The following is a 17,173-nucleotide window of genomic DNA, read 5'->3' as shown; positions in this document are numbered from 1 at the left end:
TATTGTTAAACTGAAGTAAAGAAAGCCCCGCTTTACTTCAGTTTTTTTTGCGCCGTGTATTAGGTGATATGCTATAATAAGTGTCGAAAAAAGGAGGAAAAACGATGTCACCGGCGTTGGCGAAAATGTGGATTGCCATTACCTCAATGGTATTCATGTTTATTTCGGTATTTTCAATTTATATTAGCCGTTATAAAGCAAAAAACAAGATTATTCGATTTATTTTGGCATTTATCGCTTATGTCCTTATGATTTTAGCAGGAATTATTATTATTTTTGTCGTATTTAGCGGACCTACACCAGAATAGACACGGTTAAAGGATGGATTGTAAATGAAATGGATTGTTCGTTGCATGGCATTGTGCTTGATGTTATTCTCTCTCTCAGGCTGTCTGTATCCAGAAGAACGGTTAAAACAAAATCAAATTCCGTACGAAGACCAAGTGGCTGCGGTGCAATCGGCAGTTAATCAATACCGTGAAGCGACGGGAGGGCTTTTGCCGATAAAAACGCGCGATATGAAAACTCCGATTTATCAAAAGTATCCTATTGATTTTAATAAATTAATACCACGTTATATGCAGGAACCACCAGGAAACGCCTATGAAAGCGGCGGGATTTTTCAATACGTCATTGTAGATGCCGAAAACAATCCAACCGTTAAGTTGCTTGACTTGCGCTTAGCCGAACAAATTCGCGAACTGAAATTGCGTTTGAAAATGTATCAAGATCAACATAAATATCCTCCGTTTAAGAAAATGATCGCAAAAGGAGTATTTACACTTGATTATAAAAAACTCGGTTATAAAGAACCGCCGCATGCTGTCAGTCCATTTTCGGGAAACAATTTGCCATTTGTCATTGACTATAATGGAGAAATTTATATCGATTATCGCATTGATTTATATAATGCGTTAAGAAAAGAAAAACACTATTATCGCCCAGGTGATGATATTCGCGATATATTAGTGAAACATTCGTTGTTTGTGCCGGCTTACTCCCTTCCATATACGATTGATCCCAAAACAAATGAACCAATTTTTTTAACGAATTAAGTCATGAACCCTTCTCTAGGAAAATACATTCTAGAGAAGGGATTTTTTATATTTTAGTCATAAATGAATAGGACAACATCATATTCATATAGTGTCCTACAATACTAGCAAATTCGGTTGTTAACTATAACGACCCAAAGACTGGAGGGGAGTCATTTGGAAAAAGTCGATATTTTCAAAGATATCGCCGAGCGAACTGGTGGCGATATTTATTTAGGAGTAGTCGGAGCGGTCCGGACCGGTAAATCTACTTTTATAAAAAGATTTATGGAACTTGTCGTCATCCCTAACATTAAAAACGAAGCAGATAAAGCGCGTACGCAAGATGAACTGCCGCAAAGCGCCGCTGGAAAAACGATTATGACGACGGAGCCAAAATTTGTACCGAACCAAGCTGTTACCGTAAAAGTCGATGAGGGATTAGAAGTAAATATTCGCCTCGTTGATTGTGTAGGATATGCTGTTCCAGGCGCAAAAGGCTATGAAGATGAAAACGGCCCGCGTATGATTCATACCCCATGGTACGAGGAGCCGATTCCGTTTCACGAAGCGGCGGAAATCGGCACACGAAAAGTGATTCAAGAACATTCTACGATCGGTGTGGTCATTACGACCGACGGCACAATCGGCGAGATTCCGCGCCAAGATTATGTGGAAGCAGAAGAGCGCGTCATTAATGAGCTGAAGGAAGTCGGTAAGCCGTTTATTATGATTATTAATACCGTTCGCCCTCATCATCCTGATACAGAAGTTCTTCGTCGCGAGCTTGCGGAAAAATACGATATTCCAGTGTTGGCAATGAGCGTAGAAGGCATGCGGGAAGCGGACGTTTATAACGTGCTTCGTGAAGCATTATATGAGTTTCCGGTATTAGAAGTGAATGTGAACTTACCGAGCTGGGTCATGGTGCTCCGCGAAGATCATTGGCTTCGCGAAAGCTATCAAGAAGCTGTGCGCGATACGGTAAAAGACATTAAACGGCTGCGCGATGTCGACAGAGTTGTGCAGCAATTCAGCGAATATGATTTTATTGAAAAAGCCAGCCTTGCCGGCATTGAAATGGGGCAAGGAATTGCGGAAATTGACTTATATGCACCAGATGAACTGTATGATCAAATTTTAAAAGAAGTCGTTGGTGTAGAAATTCGCGGAAGGGATCATCTATTACAGCTCATGCAAGATTTTGCCCATGCAAAAGCCGAATATGATCAAATTGCTGATGCGCTGAAAATGGTTAAACAAACCGGTTACGGTGTTGCAGCGCCGGCGCTTTCCGATATGAGCCTAGAAGAGCCGGAGATTATTCGCCAAGGATCTCGCTTCGGTGTTCGGCTAAAAGCGGTAGCTCCGTCCATTCATATGATTAAAGTGGACGTCGAATCGGAATTTGCGCCAATTATCGGTACGGAAAAACAAAGCGAAGAACTTGTCCGTTATTTAATGCAAGATTTCGAAGATGATCCTCTCTCCATTTGGAATTCAGACATATTTGGCCGTTCGCTTAGCTCGATCGTCCGCGAAGGCATTCAAGCAAAACTTGCCCTGATGCCGGAAAATGCGCGTTACAAGTTAAAAGAAACGCTAGAGCGTATTATTAACGAAGGCTCTGGCGGTTTAATCGCAATTATTTTATAAAAAAGGCTCCATGTTTGGAGTCTTTTTTTTACTGCCCGCATTACTATGTGAGAAAATGATAGAAACCCTTGAAAACAAGGATTTTATCTTGATAACGTATAGGACATATGATAATCTTTTATCAGAAAAAGTTGCTTTCTTTGGTGAAATGTGCCTAAATTTTATTGATTTGTTGAAAATGTGTTGAATTATAGCGATAAATTGTTTAATATTAGGCATGTCACCGAATTTTATACGTATAGAAATATGAGAAAATGTGAAGAAATGGAATTAGTAAGAAATTTTTTTACAACTCTCTTGGGAGGAGGTGAATGGTATGAATAAAACGGATTTAATCAACGCAGTTGCTGAAACTAGCGGTCTTTCCAAAAAGGACGCAACAAAAGCAGTAGATGCTGTATTTGAATCTATTACGGAAGCGTTAAGAAAAGGTGATAAAGTTCAATTAATTGGATTTGGGAACTTTGAAGTGCGTGAGCGTGCAGCTCGTAAAGGGCGCAATCCGCAAACAGGAGAAGAAATGGAAATTCCTGCGAGCAAAGTTCCTGCTTTCAAACCAGGTAAAGCTCTTAAAGATGCTGTAAAGTAAGCTTACATAATAAAGCAATCAAGAGCTTTTAAGGAAGGGTAGCGATATGCTTCCCTTCTTTTTTGCTTTTTTTTCGTTATATATGCTAGAATCGGATTACATTCAGCTTTTATGATGCAGGAGGATGTTGTTTGTATGCCACACGTGAATTATGAACAAATTGAATATGCAGTTCGGTTGATTTTAGAGGCGATTGGGGAAGATCCGAATCGTGAAGGATTGGTCGATACGCCAAAACGAGTTGCGAAGATGTATGCCGAAGTATTTGCGGGATTGCATGAAGATCCAAAGCAGCATTTTCAAACCGTATTTAGTGAAGACCATGAGGAGTTAGTGCTAGTCAAAGATATTCCGTTTTACTCTATGTGCGAGCATCATTTAGTTCCGTTTTTTGGAGTTGCTCATGTCGCATATATTCCTCGCGGCGGAAAAGTCACAGGGTTAAGCAAGCTGGCACGAGCGGTGGAAACAGTAGCTCGCCGCCCGCAATTGCAGGAACGCATTACAGCGACAGTGGCTGATTCGATTATGGAAACACTCGATCCATATGGAGTAATGGTAGTGGTCGAGGCAGAACATATGTGCATGACGATGCGCGGCGTGAAAAAACCAGGAGCAAAAACAGTGACAACGGCGGTGAGAGGAGTATTTGAAACGGACCAAGTCGCCCGTGCAGAAGTGCTTTCGCTCATAAAAGGATAAAATATACGAATAACTAAAAAGGAGGAGAGAGTTATGAATATAAACAGCGACTATATCGTTATTAAAGCACTCGAGGATGGTGTGAACGTCATCGGGCTAACAAGAGGAGCGGATACACGTTTTCACCATTCGGAAAAGCTCGATAAAGGCGAAGTGTTGATCGCTCAATTCACTGAACATACATCAGCCATTAAAGTAAGAGGAAAAGCGTATATTCAAACGAGACATGGAGAAATTGAGTCAGAAGGAAAAAAGTAATTTAACGATTTTCTATTGAAACTAGAGCGTTTACAGAAAAATTATGTTATAATTACTCCGTTATATTGTATGCAAATTTTTGGGGCAAGGGTGATTATATTGAAAAACATCATGATAAAAATCGCATTGTTAAAAGAGCAAATTGAACGATTTCTTCACCATTCTTATTTGCTTCAGCATATACCGTCAAGACCAATCGACGAAGATCGCATTTTGCTATCATTATCCATGTTAGAAGATGCGCAAATTTCCCCAGAGAAAGCTGACCATTATATTATTCCAATGATGCTTGTCCAAATCGCCCTTGATACCCATGACGAAGTAACAAATTCTGTTTCCAACCATGAAGACGATGATTTGAAAACAAGACAACTGGTGGTCCTTGCAGGGGATTTATATAGCGGTTTATATTACGATTATTTAGCAAAGTTGAATGAAATTTCGATGATTCGTCTGTTTGCAGAGGCCATTAAAGAGATTAATGAGCATAAAATTCGATTATATCAAAAAGATATTGAACGAATTGAAACATTATTCGACAGTGTTGGAACGATTGAGTCAGCATTAATTTGCAAAATGGCAGAGCATTTTTCTGCGCCGTTATGGGTAAATTTTTCGTATGATTACTTGCTGTTAAAACGGTTAAACAAGGAAAGAGAGACGTTTATCCATTCTGGTTCTTCCGTTTTGTTTGAGCAAATGGCAAATATCGTATTTCCAAAAACAAAAACGGTGACAAAAGAGCAAAAACATTATTTGCTCCATATTTGTAATCGCTATATTGACCATTGCAAAGAGAAATTGCTAAAAATAAAATTAGAAGTCAATGAGGCGTTGCAAATCCGCATTTCCGAGTTAACTGGCGGTTTTTCAGCCATCGCGAAAAAGACGGTGGAAGAAGGGTAGAAGTATGTATCAATCAAAAGAAGAACGGGTTCATCATGTATTTGAAAAAATTTATAAACATTACGATCGAATGAATTCGGTCATTAGTTTCCGGCGTCATCTCAAATGGCGTGAGGATACGATGAAGCGAATGAATGTACAAAAGGGGAAAAAGGCGCTCGACGTTTGCTGCGGTACTGCCGATTGGACGATTGCGCTTGCTGAAGCGGTCGGACCAAGCGGTGAAGTATACGGGCTTGATTTCAGCAAAAATATGTTGCAAGTTGGCGAACAAAAAGTAAAAGAACGCCAGTTGGCAAACGTAAAACTGATTCACGGCAATGCGATGAACATACCATTTCCTGATAATACGTTTGATTATGTAACGATTGGCTTTGGTTTGCGCAATGTACCTGACTATATGACGGTGCTGAAAGAAATGTATCGCGTTGTAAAGCCAGGCGGCAAAGTCGTTTGCCTTGAAACATCGCAGCCGACGTTAATTGGTTTTCGTCAGTTATACTATTTTTACTTTCGCTTTATTATGCCTCTATTTGGAAAGTTATTTGCAAAGAGTTATGAGGAATATTCGTGGCTTCAGGAATCGGCGCGCGATTTTCCTGGAAGGGATGAGCTTGCACAGATGTTCCGCGACGCCGGCTTCGTCGATATTGAAGTCAAATCGTACACATTTGGAGTTGCTGCAATGCATTTAGGTCATAAACGATAATAGTTAAGGTGAACAGGATGAAGTTAAAAGCAATGTATTCGTTTTTGAATACGGATTTACGTGCAGTTGAAAAAGAATTAGAAAAAACGGTCCAGTCCGATTACTCGCAATTGAGCGAGGCTGCGCTACACTTGTTGCAAGCGGGCGGAAAACGGATCCGTCCCGTTTTTGTATTGCTTGCCGCAAAATTCGGTACATATGATATTGAACGAATTAAACATGTGGCAGTGGCGTTGGAGTTAATCCACATGGCTTCACTCGTTCATGATGATGTGATTGATGATGCGGAGCTAAGGAGAGGAAGAAAAACGATTAAGGCAAAATGGAACAATCGTTTTGCCATGTATACCGGCGACTATATGTTTGCCCGTTCTCTTGAACAGATGGCACGCCTTGAGAATCCGCTTGCTCATCGCATTTTAGCGAATACGATTGTCGAAGTATGCCGTGGTGAAATTGAACAAATTAAAGATAAATATCGTTTCGATCAAAACCTTCGTTGTTACTTGCGGCGCATCAAACGAAAAACAGCGCTATTGATTGCGGCAAGCTGCCAGCTCGGAGCGATTGCCGCAAACGCTGCAAAAGATGTGGCAGAGCGTCTTTACTTATTTGGCTATTATGTTGGCATGTCATTTCAAATTACGGATGACATTCTTGATTTTACCGGCACGGAAGCAAAGCTCGGCAAGCCGGCGGGAAGCGATCTATTGCAAGGAAATGTAACGCTTCCTGCGTTATTCGCGATGGAGGATAAACATGCAAGAGAGAGAATTACAGCTGTTCATCCGAAAACAACGCCAAACGAAATGAAAGAAATTATTACGTTGATTAAACAAACTGGTGCGATCGAAAAATCGTATGCGCTTAGCGACCGCTATCTGCAAAAAGCGTTTCGTGTATTAGAAACGCTGCCAAACAATAAGGCGCGTTCCACATTATATGACATAGCAAAATATATCGGAAAAAGGGATTTCTAGCGCTTTCAAGGACATTATTGCTAATGCGCGAAAACAATGGTACTATTTTGTTGGGGATCCGATTTCCTAGTACATATCACAGTAGGGGTGGAGAATTGATGATGCAAAGAACGTTTATCATGGTCAAACCTGACGGGGTTCAGCGCAACTTAATCGGCGAGATTGTTGCTCGCTTTGAGAAAAAGGGCTTCCAGCTTGTCGGTGCAAAGTTAATGCAAGTATCCCGAGAGTTAGCAGAACAGCATTATGCGGAACATAAAGAACGTCCATTTTTCGGAGAGCTAGTAGACTTTATTACATCAGGCCCTGTATTTGCAATGGTATGGGAAGGCGAAAACGTTATTGCGGCGGCTAGACAAATGATGGGAAAAACAAACCCGCAGGAAGCAGCGCCTGGCACGATTCGCGGTGATTATGGTCTGACTGTCGGGAAAAATGTCATTCACGGTTCCGATTCCCCGGAAAGCGCTGAACGGGAAATTCGCTTATTTTTCAAAGAAGAAGAGCTTGTCAATTATTCAAAATTAATGAACGAATGGGTATATTAGAAAGAAGACCGGTCAGTGACATGGCCGGTTTTTTATTTCTAATTTTCTGTTCTCTTTTTAGCTGGTTTTACGATATACTAGGGCATAGGCGCACTCGTTTGGAAATGAGAAAAGAGAGGAAAAACGAGAATGAACGACTACCAGTGGTTTATTGAGAACATCAAGCGAAAAACAGGCATTGACCTTGCTCAGTATAAAGAAGCGCAAATGAAAAGACGCTTAACGTCGCTCTATGAAAAAAGAGGATTAAAAAATTTTCAAGAATTTTTTCAAGCAATGGAAAAAGACGAGGCATTGTTTCATGAATTTCTTGACCGAATGACGATTAACGTGTCGGAATTTTATCGAAATGCGAAACGGTGGGAAGTGCTTGAAAAAAAGATTTTGCCGAAACTCTTCGAACAAAACCGCCGCTTAAAAATATGGAGCGCTGCCTGTTCTACCGGAGAAGAACCTTATACGGTAGCGATGATTTTATCGAAATACATACCGCTAGCCCATGTCTCCATTTTAGCAACAGATATCGATGAAAACGCGATTGCCCGCGCGAAAATAGGGCTGTATACGGAACGGTCATTGCAAGAAATTCCGGAAGAAATGAAAAAAAAGTTTTTTAAGAAAGAAGGAATGTATTATCAAATCGACGAAAAGATAAAAAGAGCGGTGACGTTTAAAAAGCATAACTTGCTTGCCGATCCATTCGGCCGTCAATTTGATTTAATTGTATGCCGCAATGTGCTTATTTATTTTACAGAGGAGGCAAAACAACAACTCTACTATAAATTTAATCAAGCGTTGCGGCCAGGCGGAATACTGTTTGTCGGCAGCACGGAACAAATTTTTAACCCAGCCTTATACGGTTTTGAAATAGAAGACACATTTTTTTATCGCAAAATAAAATAGTTTATGAAAGAGTTCATCGGCAAGATGAATTCTTTTTTTATCAAAAACTATTTTCATTTTTTTAATTTATGATATATTGTTACTTAACCGCGTTAAAGAGTTGAAGGGAGAGAACAGGATGAGATATTTAACAGCGGGAGAATCACACGGACCACAGTTAACGACCATTTTAGAAGGAGTGCCGGCTGGGCTGACGTTGCTTGCTGAACATATTAATAAAGAGCTGGCAAGAAGACAAAAAGGGTACGGCCGTGGTCGGCGGATGCAAATTGAAAAAGATGAAGTGAAAATTTTCAGCGGTGTGCGCCACGGGAAAACGTTAGGCTCGCCAATCACGCTTGTCGTAGAAAACCGTGATTGGAAACATTGGCAAAACATTATGTCAATTGAGCCGATCGATTCAGCAGAAGAAGTAAAACGGAAGGTGACGCGTCCGCGTCCTGGGCATGCCGATTTAAATGGTGCATTAAAATACGGGCATCGTGATATGCGCAATGTATTAGAACGATCGTCAGCCCGGGAAACGACGGTGCGAGTTGCGGCGGGAGCGGTGGCAAAGCGGATTTTAGAAGAGCTTGGCATTCGCGTCGCCGGACATGTGATAGAAATTGGCGGAGTTCGTGCGGAGCGAATGGATTATCGTTCGCTTGAGGAATTGCAGCAAGTGACAGAAGAGTCGCCGGTGCGCTGTTTTGATGAAAAAGCGGCAGTCAAAATGATGGAAGCGATCGATGAAGCGAAGAAAAACGGCGACTCGATCGGCGGCATTGTGGAGGTCATTGTCGAAGGCGTCCCTGCAGGGGTCGGCAGCCACGTTCATTACGACCGGAAGCTTGATGCGAAAATTGCCGCGGCGATTGTGAGCATTAACGCATTTAAAGGCGTTGAATTTGGCATCGGCTTTGAAGCGGCGCGACGCCCGGGAAGCGAAGTACATGATGAAATTATTTGGAGCAAAGAAAAAGGATTTACGCGCCGGACAAACCGCGCCGGTGGATTTGAAGGCGGGATGACAACCGGGATGCCAATTGTCGTACGCGGGGTAATGAAGCCGATTCCAACGCTTTACAAGCCATTGCAAAGCGTGGATATTGAAACGAAAGAGCCGTTTACAGCAAGCATCGAGCGTTCGGACAGCTGTGCGGTACCAGCGGCAAGCGTTGTCGCCGAAGCAGTAGTCGCTTGGGAAGTTGCTTCGGCAATCGTTGATCAGTTCGGTCAAGACCGAATGGATCTCATTAAAGAAAACGTAGAAAAAATGCGCCGTTATGCAAGGGAGTTTTAACGATGGAACAAATCGTTATTGAAACGAAAACAAAACAGTATCCGTTATTTCTCGGTGAAGGAATCATTGAGTCTCTTCCGGACATTCTCCGGCAATTGTCTTTTTCCAAAGGGACGAAATTGCTTATTATCACCGATAAAACGTTGGAACAATTGTATTTATCGAAACTTCGCGCATTGCTTGCCAATGATTATGATGTGTACACATATGTCATACCGAGCGGGGAAGAGGCGAAATCATTTGAGCAATACTATGCATGTCAAACCGCTGCGCTTCAATACGGGCTTGACCGCAAATCACTTATTCTTGCCTTTGGCGGCGGCGTTGTCGGCGATTTAGCTGGATTTGTCGCTGCCACTTATATGCGCGGCATCCCATACATTCAAATCCCGACGACGCTTCTTGCGCATGACAGCGCCGTTGGCGGAAAGGTGGCGATCAATCATCCGCTTGGAAAAAACATGATCGGAGCGTTTTACCAGCCGGAAGCGGTCGTTTATGATATTGCTTTTTTGCGTTCCTTGCCGGAAAAAGAATTGCGCTCCGGTTTTGCCGAAGTAATTAAGCACGCGCTTATTCGCGACCGCGATTTTTATCAATGGCTGCGGCAAGAAATCCGCGAGCTTGCGGACTTAAAAGGGGAGCGATTGCAATATTGCATTAAAAAAGGAATTGAAGTAAAGGCAAGCATCGTGCGGGAAGATGAAAAAGAAACTGGCGTTCGCGCGCATTTAAATTTTGGGCATACGCTTGGGCATGCGCTTGAGAATGAACTTGGCTATGGAGCGATGACGCATGGCGATGCGGTGGCGCTTGGGATGCTCTTTGCGATTTTTGTAAGCGAGCGGGTGTATAACATATCGCTGGATTACGATCGTTTTTCTTCTTGGTTTCGTACATATGGATTCCCTGTTTCCATTCCGAAACAACTAAATATAAACCGTCTCCTTGAAAAAATGAAAGGGGATAAAAAAGCAAGAGCAGGAACGGTCCGCATGGTGCTTTTGAAAGACATTGGCATGGCAGAAATAAAACCGCTCGATGATGAAACGCTGCTGGCATTGCTTCGCAAATTTCAGCGGGAGGAGGGAGAGAATGATCCGCGGAATTCGAGGTGCCATTACTGTTGAACGTAATGAAGCGGAGGAAATTGTCGATGCTACAGAAACATTGCTGAAAGAAATGATTCGCGCCAATGACGTAACCGCAAGCGACGTATCGTTCGTTCTTATATCTGTTACCGAAGATATTACCGCGGCGTTTCCAGCACAAGCGCTGCGCCGCATAGAAGGATGGACGTACGTTCCGGTTATGTGTATGAGAGAAATTCCGGTTCCCAACTCATTGCCGCGTTGCATACGTGTGATGATGACTGTTGAGACAACGAAGAAACAAGAGGAAATTTCCCACATTTATTTACGAGATGCCGTCACATTGCGCCCAGATTTGTCATTGACAAAAAAACCAGAAATGTAATATCATAGGAAACAAAAGTAATAAGCAGAGTAAGAGCAGAGCTTAGGGTAGATGAGAATGAGTGAGTTTAGTTGAGGTGAGTTTTTGTACGTGTGATGAGAAATCTACCCAAAGACATCTGTCTTTGGGTTTTTTATTCCCCTTTTTCGCCTCATAAACCCTCATTCTCCATCCGAATGAACGGAGGAGAGATAATGAAAAACTGCACAATCACCACTTTTTTGGAAGATGCGGTTCATTTCCAGACCATTCCGATTGTACGCCGCTTTTTTGCAGATGTGTTTGAACCGGTGAAAATATTTGAAAATTTAAAAAGTGAAGCGGTGTTTTTGCTAGAAAGCAAAGATGATCAATCGCCATGGGCCCGCTATTCCTTTATCGGTTTATCGCCGTTTTTAACGATTGAGAGTGAAACCGGCCATACGTTTTCTGTGATGGATGAGCGCGGCGAAGAAATGATGAAAGCTTCTTCGTTAAAAGAAGCATTTCTGTTCATTGAGCAGAAGCTGCGCGTCAAGCAGCTTGCAAGCGAGATACCATTTACCGGCGGCGCGGTCGGTTTTTTAGGATATGATTTCATTTCCGCAATCGAAAAAGTCCCAATTCATTCCAATCGCGATATTTCCTTGAAGACGGGTTATTTTACGTTTTGTGAATCGTTGATCGTGTTTGACCATCATAAGCGTGAGATTGTGTTTATTCATTATGTCCGCATATCCGACAAGGACACAGAAGAAGCGAAGAAGAGAAAGTACGGGGAAGGGTTAAAGCGGATCGAAACATTGATGAAAAAAGCAGCAAGCGGAAGGGAAGAGCCATTGTTATTGCTTCATCACGATGACGAAGAAACGCGTGTTTCCTTTCAAGGTGTCATATCCAATTATGACAAAGCATCATTTATGAGGGATGTAGAAACCATTAAAAGCTATATCGCCAGCGGAGATGTTTTTCAGGCGGTATTGTCCCAGCGATTTACCGTTCCGATTCAAGTGAGCGGGTTTCACATTTATCGAATGCTGCGTCATATTAATCCGTCGCCATATATGTTTTATTTTCAGCTAGACGGTATCGAAATTGTCGGAAGCTCTCCGGAAAAGTTAATTCAAGTGCATAACCGTCATATGGAAATCCACCCGATCGCCGGGACTAGAAGAAGAGGACGGTCGGCAGAAGAAGATGAGCATCTTCAAAGGGAGCTTTACAATGACCCGAAAGAGAGAGCCGAACATTATATGTTAGTAGATTTAGCCCGCAACGATATCGGAAAAGTAGCGAAATATGGTACAGTCGAGACGCCAGTGTTAATGGAAATTGGAAAGTTCTCCCACGTCATGCATCTGATTTCGAAAGTAACGGGTGTGTTAAAGGAAGGAATTCATCCGATTGACGCGCTGTTAGCGGCCTTTCCAGCCGGAACGGTAAGCGGTGCGCCGAAAGTAAGGGCGATGCAAATTTTACAGGAGCTAGAACCGACGGCAAGAAATTTATATGCTGGAACGATTGCCTACATCGGTTTTGACGGCAATATTGATTCATGTATCGCGATTCGCACCGCGATTGTAAAAGACGGTTATGCTTACGTGCAAGCAGGCGCGGGAATTGTCGCGGATTCCGTTCCAGAATTGGAGTGGAAAGAAACGCGCAATAAAGCGAGCGCCTTAATCAAAGCGATGGAACGTGCCGAACGATTGTTTGTGAAAGGAGAGAATATATATGTTTAAGCAACTTCTTGCCAAATGTATTGACGGGTATACGTTGACAGAAGAAGAAGCGTATGAGGCGATGATGATGATAATGTCTGGAGAAGCCTCTGCCAGCCAGATTGCCAGTTTCTTATCCATTTTGCGGTTGCGCGGGGAAACGGTCGATGAATTGACAGGATTGGTGAAAGCGATGCGCAGCCGAATGATGACGCTCGATTATGAAGAAGAAGCCATTGATACGTGCGGAACAGGGGGAGACGGGGCATCGACATTCAACATTTCCACTGCGGCGGCGATCGTCGTATCATCGCTTGGTGTCAAAGTGGCCAAACATGGCAACCGGGCGGTTTCCTCAAAAAGCGGAAGCGCGGACGTATTAGAAGCGCTTCATATTGATATTCAAGCAACCCCGGAGGAAGCGAAACGAGCGCTAAAAACGAAAGGATTGGCTTTTTTGTTCGCGCCTCTATATCATTCCGCCATGAAATATGCTGCATTGCCGCGTAAAGAAATCGGGTTTCGCACTGTATTCAATTTAATTGGACCACTTTCGAATCCAGCACGGTGCAAGCGGCAAGTAATCGGTGTTTATTCGACACAATACGCGGAAAAACTTGCGGAAACTCTTCACCGACTTGGCTCGGAACACGTTTTATTGGTAACCGGAAAAGACGGACTTGATGAATGCAGCATTTCGGCGGAAACAGATGTAGTCGAACTGAAACATGGTGAAATTCGCCGTTTCACGATCGCGCCGGAACAATATGGGCTCGCGCGTGGAAAGTTAGAACACGTTCAAGTTCGTACGGTTCAACAAAGTGCTGAACTATTAAAGGCAGTAGTGGAAGGAAGAGCAAACGAAAGCGCGATCAATATCGTCATTCTTAATGCTGGCGTCGCGTTATATGCGGCGGGGAAAGCAGCGACGATTCGCGAAGGGGTCGAAATGGCAAAAGAAGCGATGATGACAAAGAAAGCCTATGAACAATTTGAGCGACTGCGCATGAAAGAGGTAGAAAAGTATGCTTGAACAAATTATTGCAACAAAAAAGAAAGAAATAGAAACACTCACATTGCCAAAGCCTTTGCAAAACGTACAGCGTCGTTCATTATCGGCGGCGCTGAAAAAACCAAACCGTTCTATCGGTCTTATTGCGGAAGTGAAAAAGGCTTCCCCGTCAAAAGGGTTAATTCGACCGGATTTTCATCCTGTGGCGATCGCAAAAGCGTATGAAAAAGCGGGGGCGGATGCGATCAGCGTATTGACGGATGAACGATATTTCCAAGGACACCGCGGCTATTTAAGCGATATAAAACAAGCGGTACAGCTTCCGATTTTGCGCAAAGATTTTATTATTGATCGCATTCAAATCGAAGAGAGCGTACGAATTGGAGCTGACGCGATTTTATTAATCGGCGAAGCGCTGCCGGCAAAAACGTTGTATGAGCTATATCAGGAAGCATACGACAAAGGATTGGAATGTTTGGTCGAAGTGCATGAGCGTAAAACGCTGGAAAATATTTTAGATATTTTTATTCCAGAAATCATTGGGATTAACAACCGCGATTTGCATACGTTTGTCACCTCTTTGGAAACGACAAGCAAGGTCATTCCGTTTGTACCAACCGCAAGCATCATTGTCAGCGAGAGCGGCATTGGCACTTCTCTTGATTTAAAAACGGTGCAAACATACGGTGCAGACGCCGTGCTCGTCGGAGAATCGCTGATGAGAAAAGACGACGTGGAAGCAGCGATTTACGAATTATTTCGGGAGGTTGAATCCATTGCCGGTCCTTAAATATTGCGGCAACCGCACCGCGTCTGATTTACAAAAAAGCGTTCGAAGCAGAGCAAATTATGTTGGGCTGATTTTTGCGGAAAGCAAACGAAAAGTGGAAGTGGAAATGGTAAAACAATGGCTCCAATATATATCGCTTGGCGGCAAACAGCTTGTCGGCGTGTTTGTCAACGCGCCAATCGATCAAATCATCCACGCGGCGTCACAACTTCCGCTTGCGGTGATCCAATGCCACGGCCATGAAACAGTCGAACACATTGCAAAAATAAAAGAAATGACAGATCTTTCCGTTTGGAAGGCGATTCATCACGATGAAAAGGCGCTCGCGAAGATGAAGCAATATGCCGGTGTTGCGGACGGATATGTAGTAGATAGTCGTGTAAACGGGGCGTGGGGCGGAACAGGAATGACATTCGATTGGGAAAATGTTCCGTTTTATTTAGAGGAAGCTGCGCGGCAAGCAGTTCCTTGTTTCATTGCCGGGGGAATCACCCCGGAAAATATTGAAAAGCTGCTTTCGTACCGTCCTTACGGCATCGACATCAGCAGCGGCATCGAAGAAAACGGAGAAAAAAGCATAAAAAAAATGAAAGAAATTGAAGAGAAGGTGGCGAATTATGTATAACGTTCCAAACGAGAATGGCAGATTTGGCGATTTTGGCGGAAAATTCGTTCCGGAAACATTAATGCGGCCGCTTGAGGAAATAGAAGAAGAGCTTGCCAAGGCACTTGCCGATGAGGAGTTTAAAGCAGAATACGTCCGAATTTTACAAGAGTATTCTGGACGTCCAACACCGCTTACTTTTGCGTCTAATTTAACGAAAAAACTAAACGGTGCAAAAATTTACTTAAAACGAGAAGATTTAAACCATACAGGCGCCCATAAAATCAATAACGCGATTGGGCAAGCATTGCTTGCAAAACGAATGGGAAAGAAAAAGATTATTGCGGAAACGGGAGCAGGTCAGCACGGTGTTGCCGCGGCGACGGTAGCGGCTCATTTCGGGATGGAATGCATCGTATTTATGGGGGAAGAAGATATAAAACGTCAGGAATTAAACGTATTCCGGATGAAATTATTAGGTGCCAAAGTCGTTCCTGCATATAGTGGAAATCGTACCTTAAAAGACGCGACAAACGAGGCGATCCGCTATTGGGTGCAACATTGCGACGATCATTTCTATATGATCGGTTCTGTTGTCGGCCCGCATCCATATCCGAAAATGGTGCGCGAATTTCAGCGTATTATCGGTGATGAGGCGAAACAGCAATTCCTCGAACGGGAAGGAAAACTTCCGGATGTGATTGTGGCGTGCGTGGGCGGCGGAAGCAACGCAATTGGCATGTTTTATCCGTTTTTAGAAGATAACGTGACGCTTGTTGGTGTAGAAGCGGCGGGAAAAGGAATCGATACGCCGCACCATGCTGCAACGATCACAAAAGGGACAAAAGGAGTCATTCATGGGTCGCTGACGTATTTATTGCAAGATGAACATGGGCAAATTATTGAGCCATATTCTATTTCCGCAGGCCTCGATTATCCAGGTGTTGGACCGGAACACGCTTATTTAGCCAGCATCGGCCGCGTTCGTTACGAAAGTGTTACGGATGAGGAAGCGATTTGGGCATTTCAATTGTTATCTCGGGAAGAAGGGATCATTCCGGCGATCGAGTCAGCGCATGCTTTAGCGAAGGCGGTTCAACTTGCGAAAACGCTTCGAAGCGATCAAACGGTGCTCGTATGTTTATCTGGCCGCGGTGATAAGGATGTGCAGACAATGATGAATGTTGCAAAAGGAGGAAACGGCATTGCAGTTGCTAACCGTAACTAAACCGATGTTTATTCCGTTTATTGTCGCCGGAGATCCCCGGCCGGATATAACGATCGAACTCGCATTGGCGCTTCAGGAAGCAGGGGCTGACATTCTTGAACTAGGCGTTCCGTATTCCGATCCGTTAGCGGACGGACCGATTATTCAACGGGCGGCAAAAAGAGCGCTTCGCCAGCAAATGACATTAAAAAAAGCAATTGAATTAGTTCCGGAAATGCGAAAAAAAGGAGTAAAAATTCCGATTATTCTCTTTACGTATTACAATCCTGTGTTACAATTAGGAGAAGAATCCTTTTTTGCTTTAGCGCGAAAAAATGAAGTGAACGGCATTTTAATTCCAGATCTGCCGTTTGAAGAAAGTGAGCTGATTCGTAAACTCGGCGAAGCGACGGGAATTCCGCTTATTTCTCTCGTAGCACCGACGTCGAAAAAACGAATTGAAATGATTGCCTCCAATGCGCAAGGATTTTTATATTGCGTTTCATCGCTCGGTGTGACCGGCGTGCGTGATACATTGCCGGAAACATTAAACGACTTTTTAACCGAAGTAAAGCGGCATAGCCGCGTTCCTGTCGTTGTTGGATTTGGCATTTCGACAAGCGAACAAGTTAGCATGCTAAAAAACTATTGTGACGGGGTCGTCATTGGCAGCGCGCTTGTTCAAAAAATTGAACAGCTTAACGACCTTTTGCAAACGGAAGAGAAAAAAGAGGAGGCGCTTGCCGAGTTTCGCCGTTACGCTCGCTCGCTAACAGCACCGTTGCGATAAATACGGCATGCAATAACTGAAGGA

General features: G+C 43.3%; 20 protein-coding genes. All 20 read left to right on the top strand.

Annotated elements, in window-relative coordinates:
• The first annotated feature begins 104 nt into the window (after window positions 1–104).
• Complete coding sequence (locus B9L23_RS13450) at window positions 105–308, top strand: DUF2768 domain-containing protein (protein WP_015864292.1); 204 nt, start codon at window positions 105–107, stop codon at window positions 306–308.
• Window positions 309–332: 24 nt separating this feature from the next.
• Window positions 333–1,055, top strand: a complete 723-nt coding sequence (locus tag B9L23_RS13445; protein WP_089097852.1) for a hypothetical protein — start codon at window positions 333–335, stop codon at window positions 1,053–1,055.
• Between the two features lie 156 nt (window positions 1,056–1,211).
• Window positions 1,212–2,690, top strand: coding sequence for a stage IV sporulation protein A (spoIVA, locus tag B9L23_RS13440; protein WP_062677576.1), 1,479 nt, complete (start codon window positions 1,212–1,214; stop codon window positions 2,688–2,690).
• A gap of 316 nt (window positions 2,691–3,006) precedes the next feature.
• Entirely contained in the window at window positions 3,007–3,279 is a 273-nt protein-coding gene (locus B9L23_RS13435; RefSeq protein ID WP_015864289.1) for an HU family DNA-binding protein, read from the top strand.
• A 135-nt stretch (window positions 3,280–3,414) separates the two neighbouring features.
• Window positions 3,415–3,981, top strand: coding sequence for a GTP cyclohydrolase I FolE (gene folE / locus B9L23_RS13430; RefSeq protein ID WP_015864288.1), 567 nt, complete (start codon window positions 3,415–3,417; stop codon window positions 3,979–3,981).
• 33 nt (window positions 3,982–4,014) lie between these two features.
• Window positions 4,015–4,239: a trp RNA-binding attenuation protein MtrB gene (gene mtrB, locus B9L23_RS13425; protein ID WP_015864287.1), complete on the top strand. Its 225-nt coding sequence runs from the start codon at window positions 4,015–4,017 to the stop codon at window positions 4,237–4,239.
• A gap of 69 nt (window positions 4,240–4,308) precedes the next feature.
• Window positions 4,309–5,145: a heptaprenyl diphosphate synthase component 1 gene (locus B9L23_RS13420; protein ID WP_015864286.1), complete on the top strand. Its 837-nt coding sequence runs from the start codon at window positions 4,309–4,311 to the stop codon at window positions 5,143–5,145.
• Between the two features lie 4 nt (window positions 5,146–5,149).
• Complete coding sequence (gene menG, locus B9L23_RS13415; RefSeq protein ID WP_015864285.1) at window positions 5,150–5,854, top strand: demethylmenaquinone methyltransferase; 705 nt, start codon at window positions 5,150–5,152, stop codon at window positions 5,852–5,854.
• Window positions 5,855–5,871: 17 nt separating this feature from the next.
• Entirely contained in the window at window positions 5,872–6,834 is a 963-nt protein-coding gene (gene hepT, locus B9L23_RS13410; RefSeq protein WP_015864284.1) for a heptaprenyl diphosphate synthase component II, read from the top strand.
• 101 nt (window positions 6,835–6,935) lie between these two features.
• Complete coding sequence (gene ndk / locus B9L23_RS13405) at window positions 6,936–7,382, top strand: nucleoside-diphosphate kinase (protein ID WP_062677611.1); 447 nt, start codon at window positions 6,936–6,938, stop codon at window positions 7,380–7,382.
• A 129-nt stretch (window positions 7,383–7,511) separates the two neighbouring features.
• Entirely contained in the window at window positions 7,512–8,285 is a 774-nt protein-coding gene (locus tag B9L23_RS13400) for a CheR family methyltransferase (protein WP_089097850.1), read from the top strand.
• 118 nt (window positions 8,286–8,403) lie between these two features.
• Window positions 8,404–9,570 carry a chorismate synthase gene (aroC, locus tag B9L23_RS13395; RefSeq protein ID WP_015864281.1) on the top strand — a complete coding sequence of 389 codons (1,167 nt, stop codon included), beginning with the start codon at window positions 8,404–8,406 and terminating at the stop codon, window positions 9,568–9,570.
• Window positions 9,571–9,572: 2 nt separating this feature from the next.
• Complete coding sequence (aroB, locus tag B9L23_RS13390; RefSeq protein WP_089097849.1) at window positions 9,573–10,700, top strand: 3-dehydroquinate synthase; 1,128 nt, start codon at window positions 9,573–9,575, stop codon at window positions 10,698–10,700.
• Entirely contained in the window at window positions 10,666–11,046 is a 381-nt protein-coding gene (gene aroH, locus B9L23_RS13385) for a chorismate mutase (RefSeq protein ID WP_062752725.1), read from the top strand. Before aroB ends, aroH begins: the two co-directional genes overlap by 35 nt.
• 194 nt (window positions 11,047–11,240) lie before the next feature.
• Complete coding sequence (gene trpE, locus B9L23_RS13380; protein ID WP_081189538.1) at window positions 11,241–12,767, top strand: anthranilate synthase component I; 1,527 nt, start codon at window positions 11,241–11,243, stop codon at window positions 12,765–12,767.
• Entirely contained in the window at window positions 12,760–13,779 is a 1,020-nt protein-coding gene (gene trpD / locus B9L23_RS13375) for an anthranilate phosphoribosyltransferase (protein WP_089097848.1), read from the top strand. The genes trpE and trpD overlap by 8 nt, the downstream gene beginning before the upstream one ends.
• Window positions 13,772–14,548, top strand: a complete 777-nt coding sequence (gene trpC / locus B9L23_RS13370) for an indole-3-glycerol phosphate synthase TrpC (protein ID WP_062752719.1) — start codon at window positions 13,772–13,774, stop codon at window positions 14,546–14,548. The genes trpD and trpC overlap by 8 nt, the downstream gene beginning before the upstream one ends.
• A complete protein-coding gene (locus B9L23_RS13365) occupies window positions 14,535–15,173 on the top strand; it encodes a phosphoribosylanthranilate isomerase (RefSeq protein ID WP_015864275.1) in 639 nt (212 codons plus the stop codon). Before trpC ends, B9L23_RS13365 begins: the two co-directional genes overlap by 14 nt.
• On the top strand, window positions 15,166–16,380 hold the full coding sequence (gene trpB / locus B9L23_RS13360; RefSeq protein WP_062677570.1) for a tryptophan synthase subunit beta: 1,215 nt from the start codon (window positions 15,166–15,168) through the stop codon (window positions 16,378–16,380). Before B9L23_RS13365 ends, trpB begins: the two co-directional genes overlap by 8 nt.
• Window positions 16,334–17,149: a tryptophan synthase subunit alpha gene (trpA, locus tag B9L23_RS13355; RefSeq protein WP_062752715.1), complete on the top strand. Its 816-nt coding sequence runs from the start codon at window positions 16,334–16,336 to the stop codon at window positions 17,147–17,149. Before trpB ends, trpA begins: the two co-directional genes overlap by 47 nt.
• The last annotated feature ends 24 nt before the right edge of the window (window positions 17,150–17,173 follow it).

Source organism: Parageobacillus galactosidasius, from assembly GCF_002217735.1.
GTDB classification, from domain to species: Bacteria; Bacillota; Bacilli; order Bacillales; family Anoxybacillaceae; genus Parageobacillus_B; species Parageobacillus_B toebii.
This window is presented reverse-complemented; position numbering and strand designations above follow the sequence as displayed.

Excerpts from the sequence above, each read along its gene's own strand:
- B9L23_RS13450 (WP_015864292.1), top strand. The coding sequence starts at position 105 with ATGTCACCGGCGTTGGCGAAAATGTGGATTGCCATTACCTCAATGGTA.
- B9L23_RS13445 (WP_089097852.1), top strand. The coding sequence starts at position 333 with ATGAAATGGATTGTTCGTTGCATGGCATTGTGCTTGATGTTATTCTCT.
- B9L23_RS13435 (WP_015864289.1), top strand. The coding sequence starts at position 3,007 with ATGAATAAAACGGATTTAATCAACGCAGTTGCTGAAACTAGCGGTCTT.
- folE (WP_015864288.1), top strand. The coding sequence starts at position 3,415 with ATGCCACACGTGAATTATGAACAAATTGAATATGCAGTTCGGTTGATT.
- mtrB (WP_015864287.1), top strand. The coding sequence starts at position 4,015 with ATGAATATAAACAGCGACTATATCGTTATTAAAGCACTCGAGGATGGT.
- B9L23_RS13420 (WP_015864286.1), top strand. The coding sequence starts at position 4,309 with ATGCAAATTTTTGGGGCAAGGGTGATTATATTGAAAAACATCATGATA.
- menG (WP_015864285.1), top strand. The coding sequence starts at position 5,150 with ATGTATCAATCAAAAGAAGAACGGGTTCATCATGTATTTGAAAAAATT.
- hepT (WP_015864284.1), top strand. The coding sequence starts at position 5,872 with ATGAAGTTAAAAGCAATGTATTCGTTTTTGAATACGGATTTACGTGCA.
- ndk (WP_062677611.1), top strand. The coding sequence starts at position 6,936 with ATGCAAAGAACGTTTATCATGGTCAAACCTGACGGGGTTCAGCGCAAC.
- B9L23_RS13400 (WP_089097850.1), top strand. The coding sequence starts at position 7,512 with ATGAACGACTACCAGTGGTTTATTGAGAACATCAAGCGAAAAACAGGC.
- aroC (WP_015864281.1), top strand. The coding sequence starts at position 8,404 with ATGAGATATTTAACAGCGGGAGAATCACACGGACCACAGTTAACGACC.
- aroB (WP_089097849.1), top strand. The coding sequence starts at position 9,573 with ATGGAACAAATCGTTATTGAAACGAAAACAAAACAGTATCCGTTATTT.
- aroH (WP_062752725.1), top strand. The coding sequence starts at position 10,666 with ATGATCCGCGGAATTCGAGGTGCCATTACTGTTGAACGTAATGAAGCG.
- trpE (WP_081189538.1), top strand. The coding sequence starts at position 11,241 with ATGAAAAACTGCACAATCACCACTTTTTTGGAAGATGCGGTTCATTTC.
- trpD (WP_089097848.1), top strand. The coding sequence starts at position 12,760 with ATGTTTAAGCAACTTCTTGCCAAATGTATTGACGGGTATACGTTGACA.
- trpC (WP_062752719.1), top strand. The coding sequence starts at position 13,772 with ATGCTTGAACAAATTATTGCAACAAAAAAGAAAGAAATAGAAACACTC.
- trpB (WP_062677570.1), top strand. The coding sequence starts at position 15,166 with ATGTATAACGTTCCAAACGAGAATGGCAGATTTGGCGATTTTGGCGGA.
- trpA (WP_062752715.1), top strand. The coding sequence starts at position 16,334 with ATGTTGCAAAAGGAGGAAACGGCATTGCAGTTGCTAACCGTAACTAAA.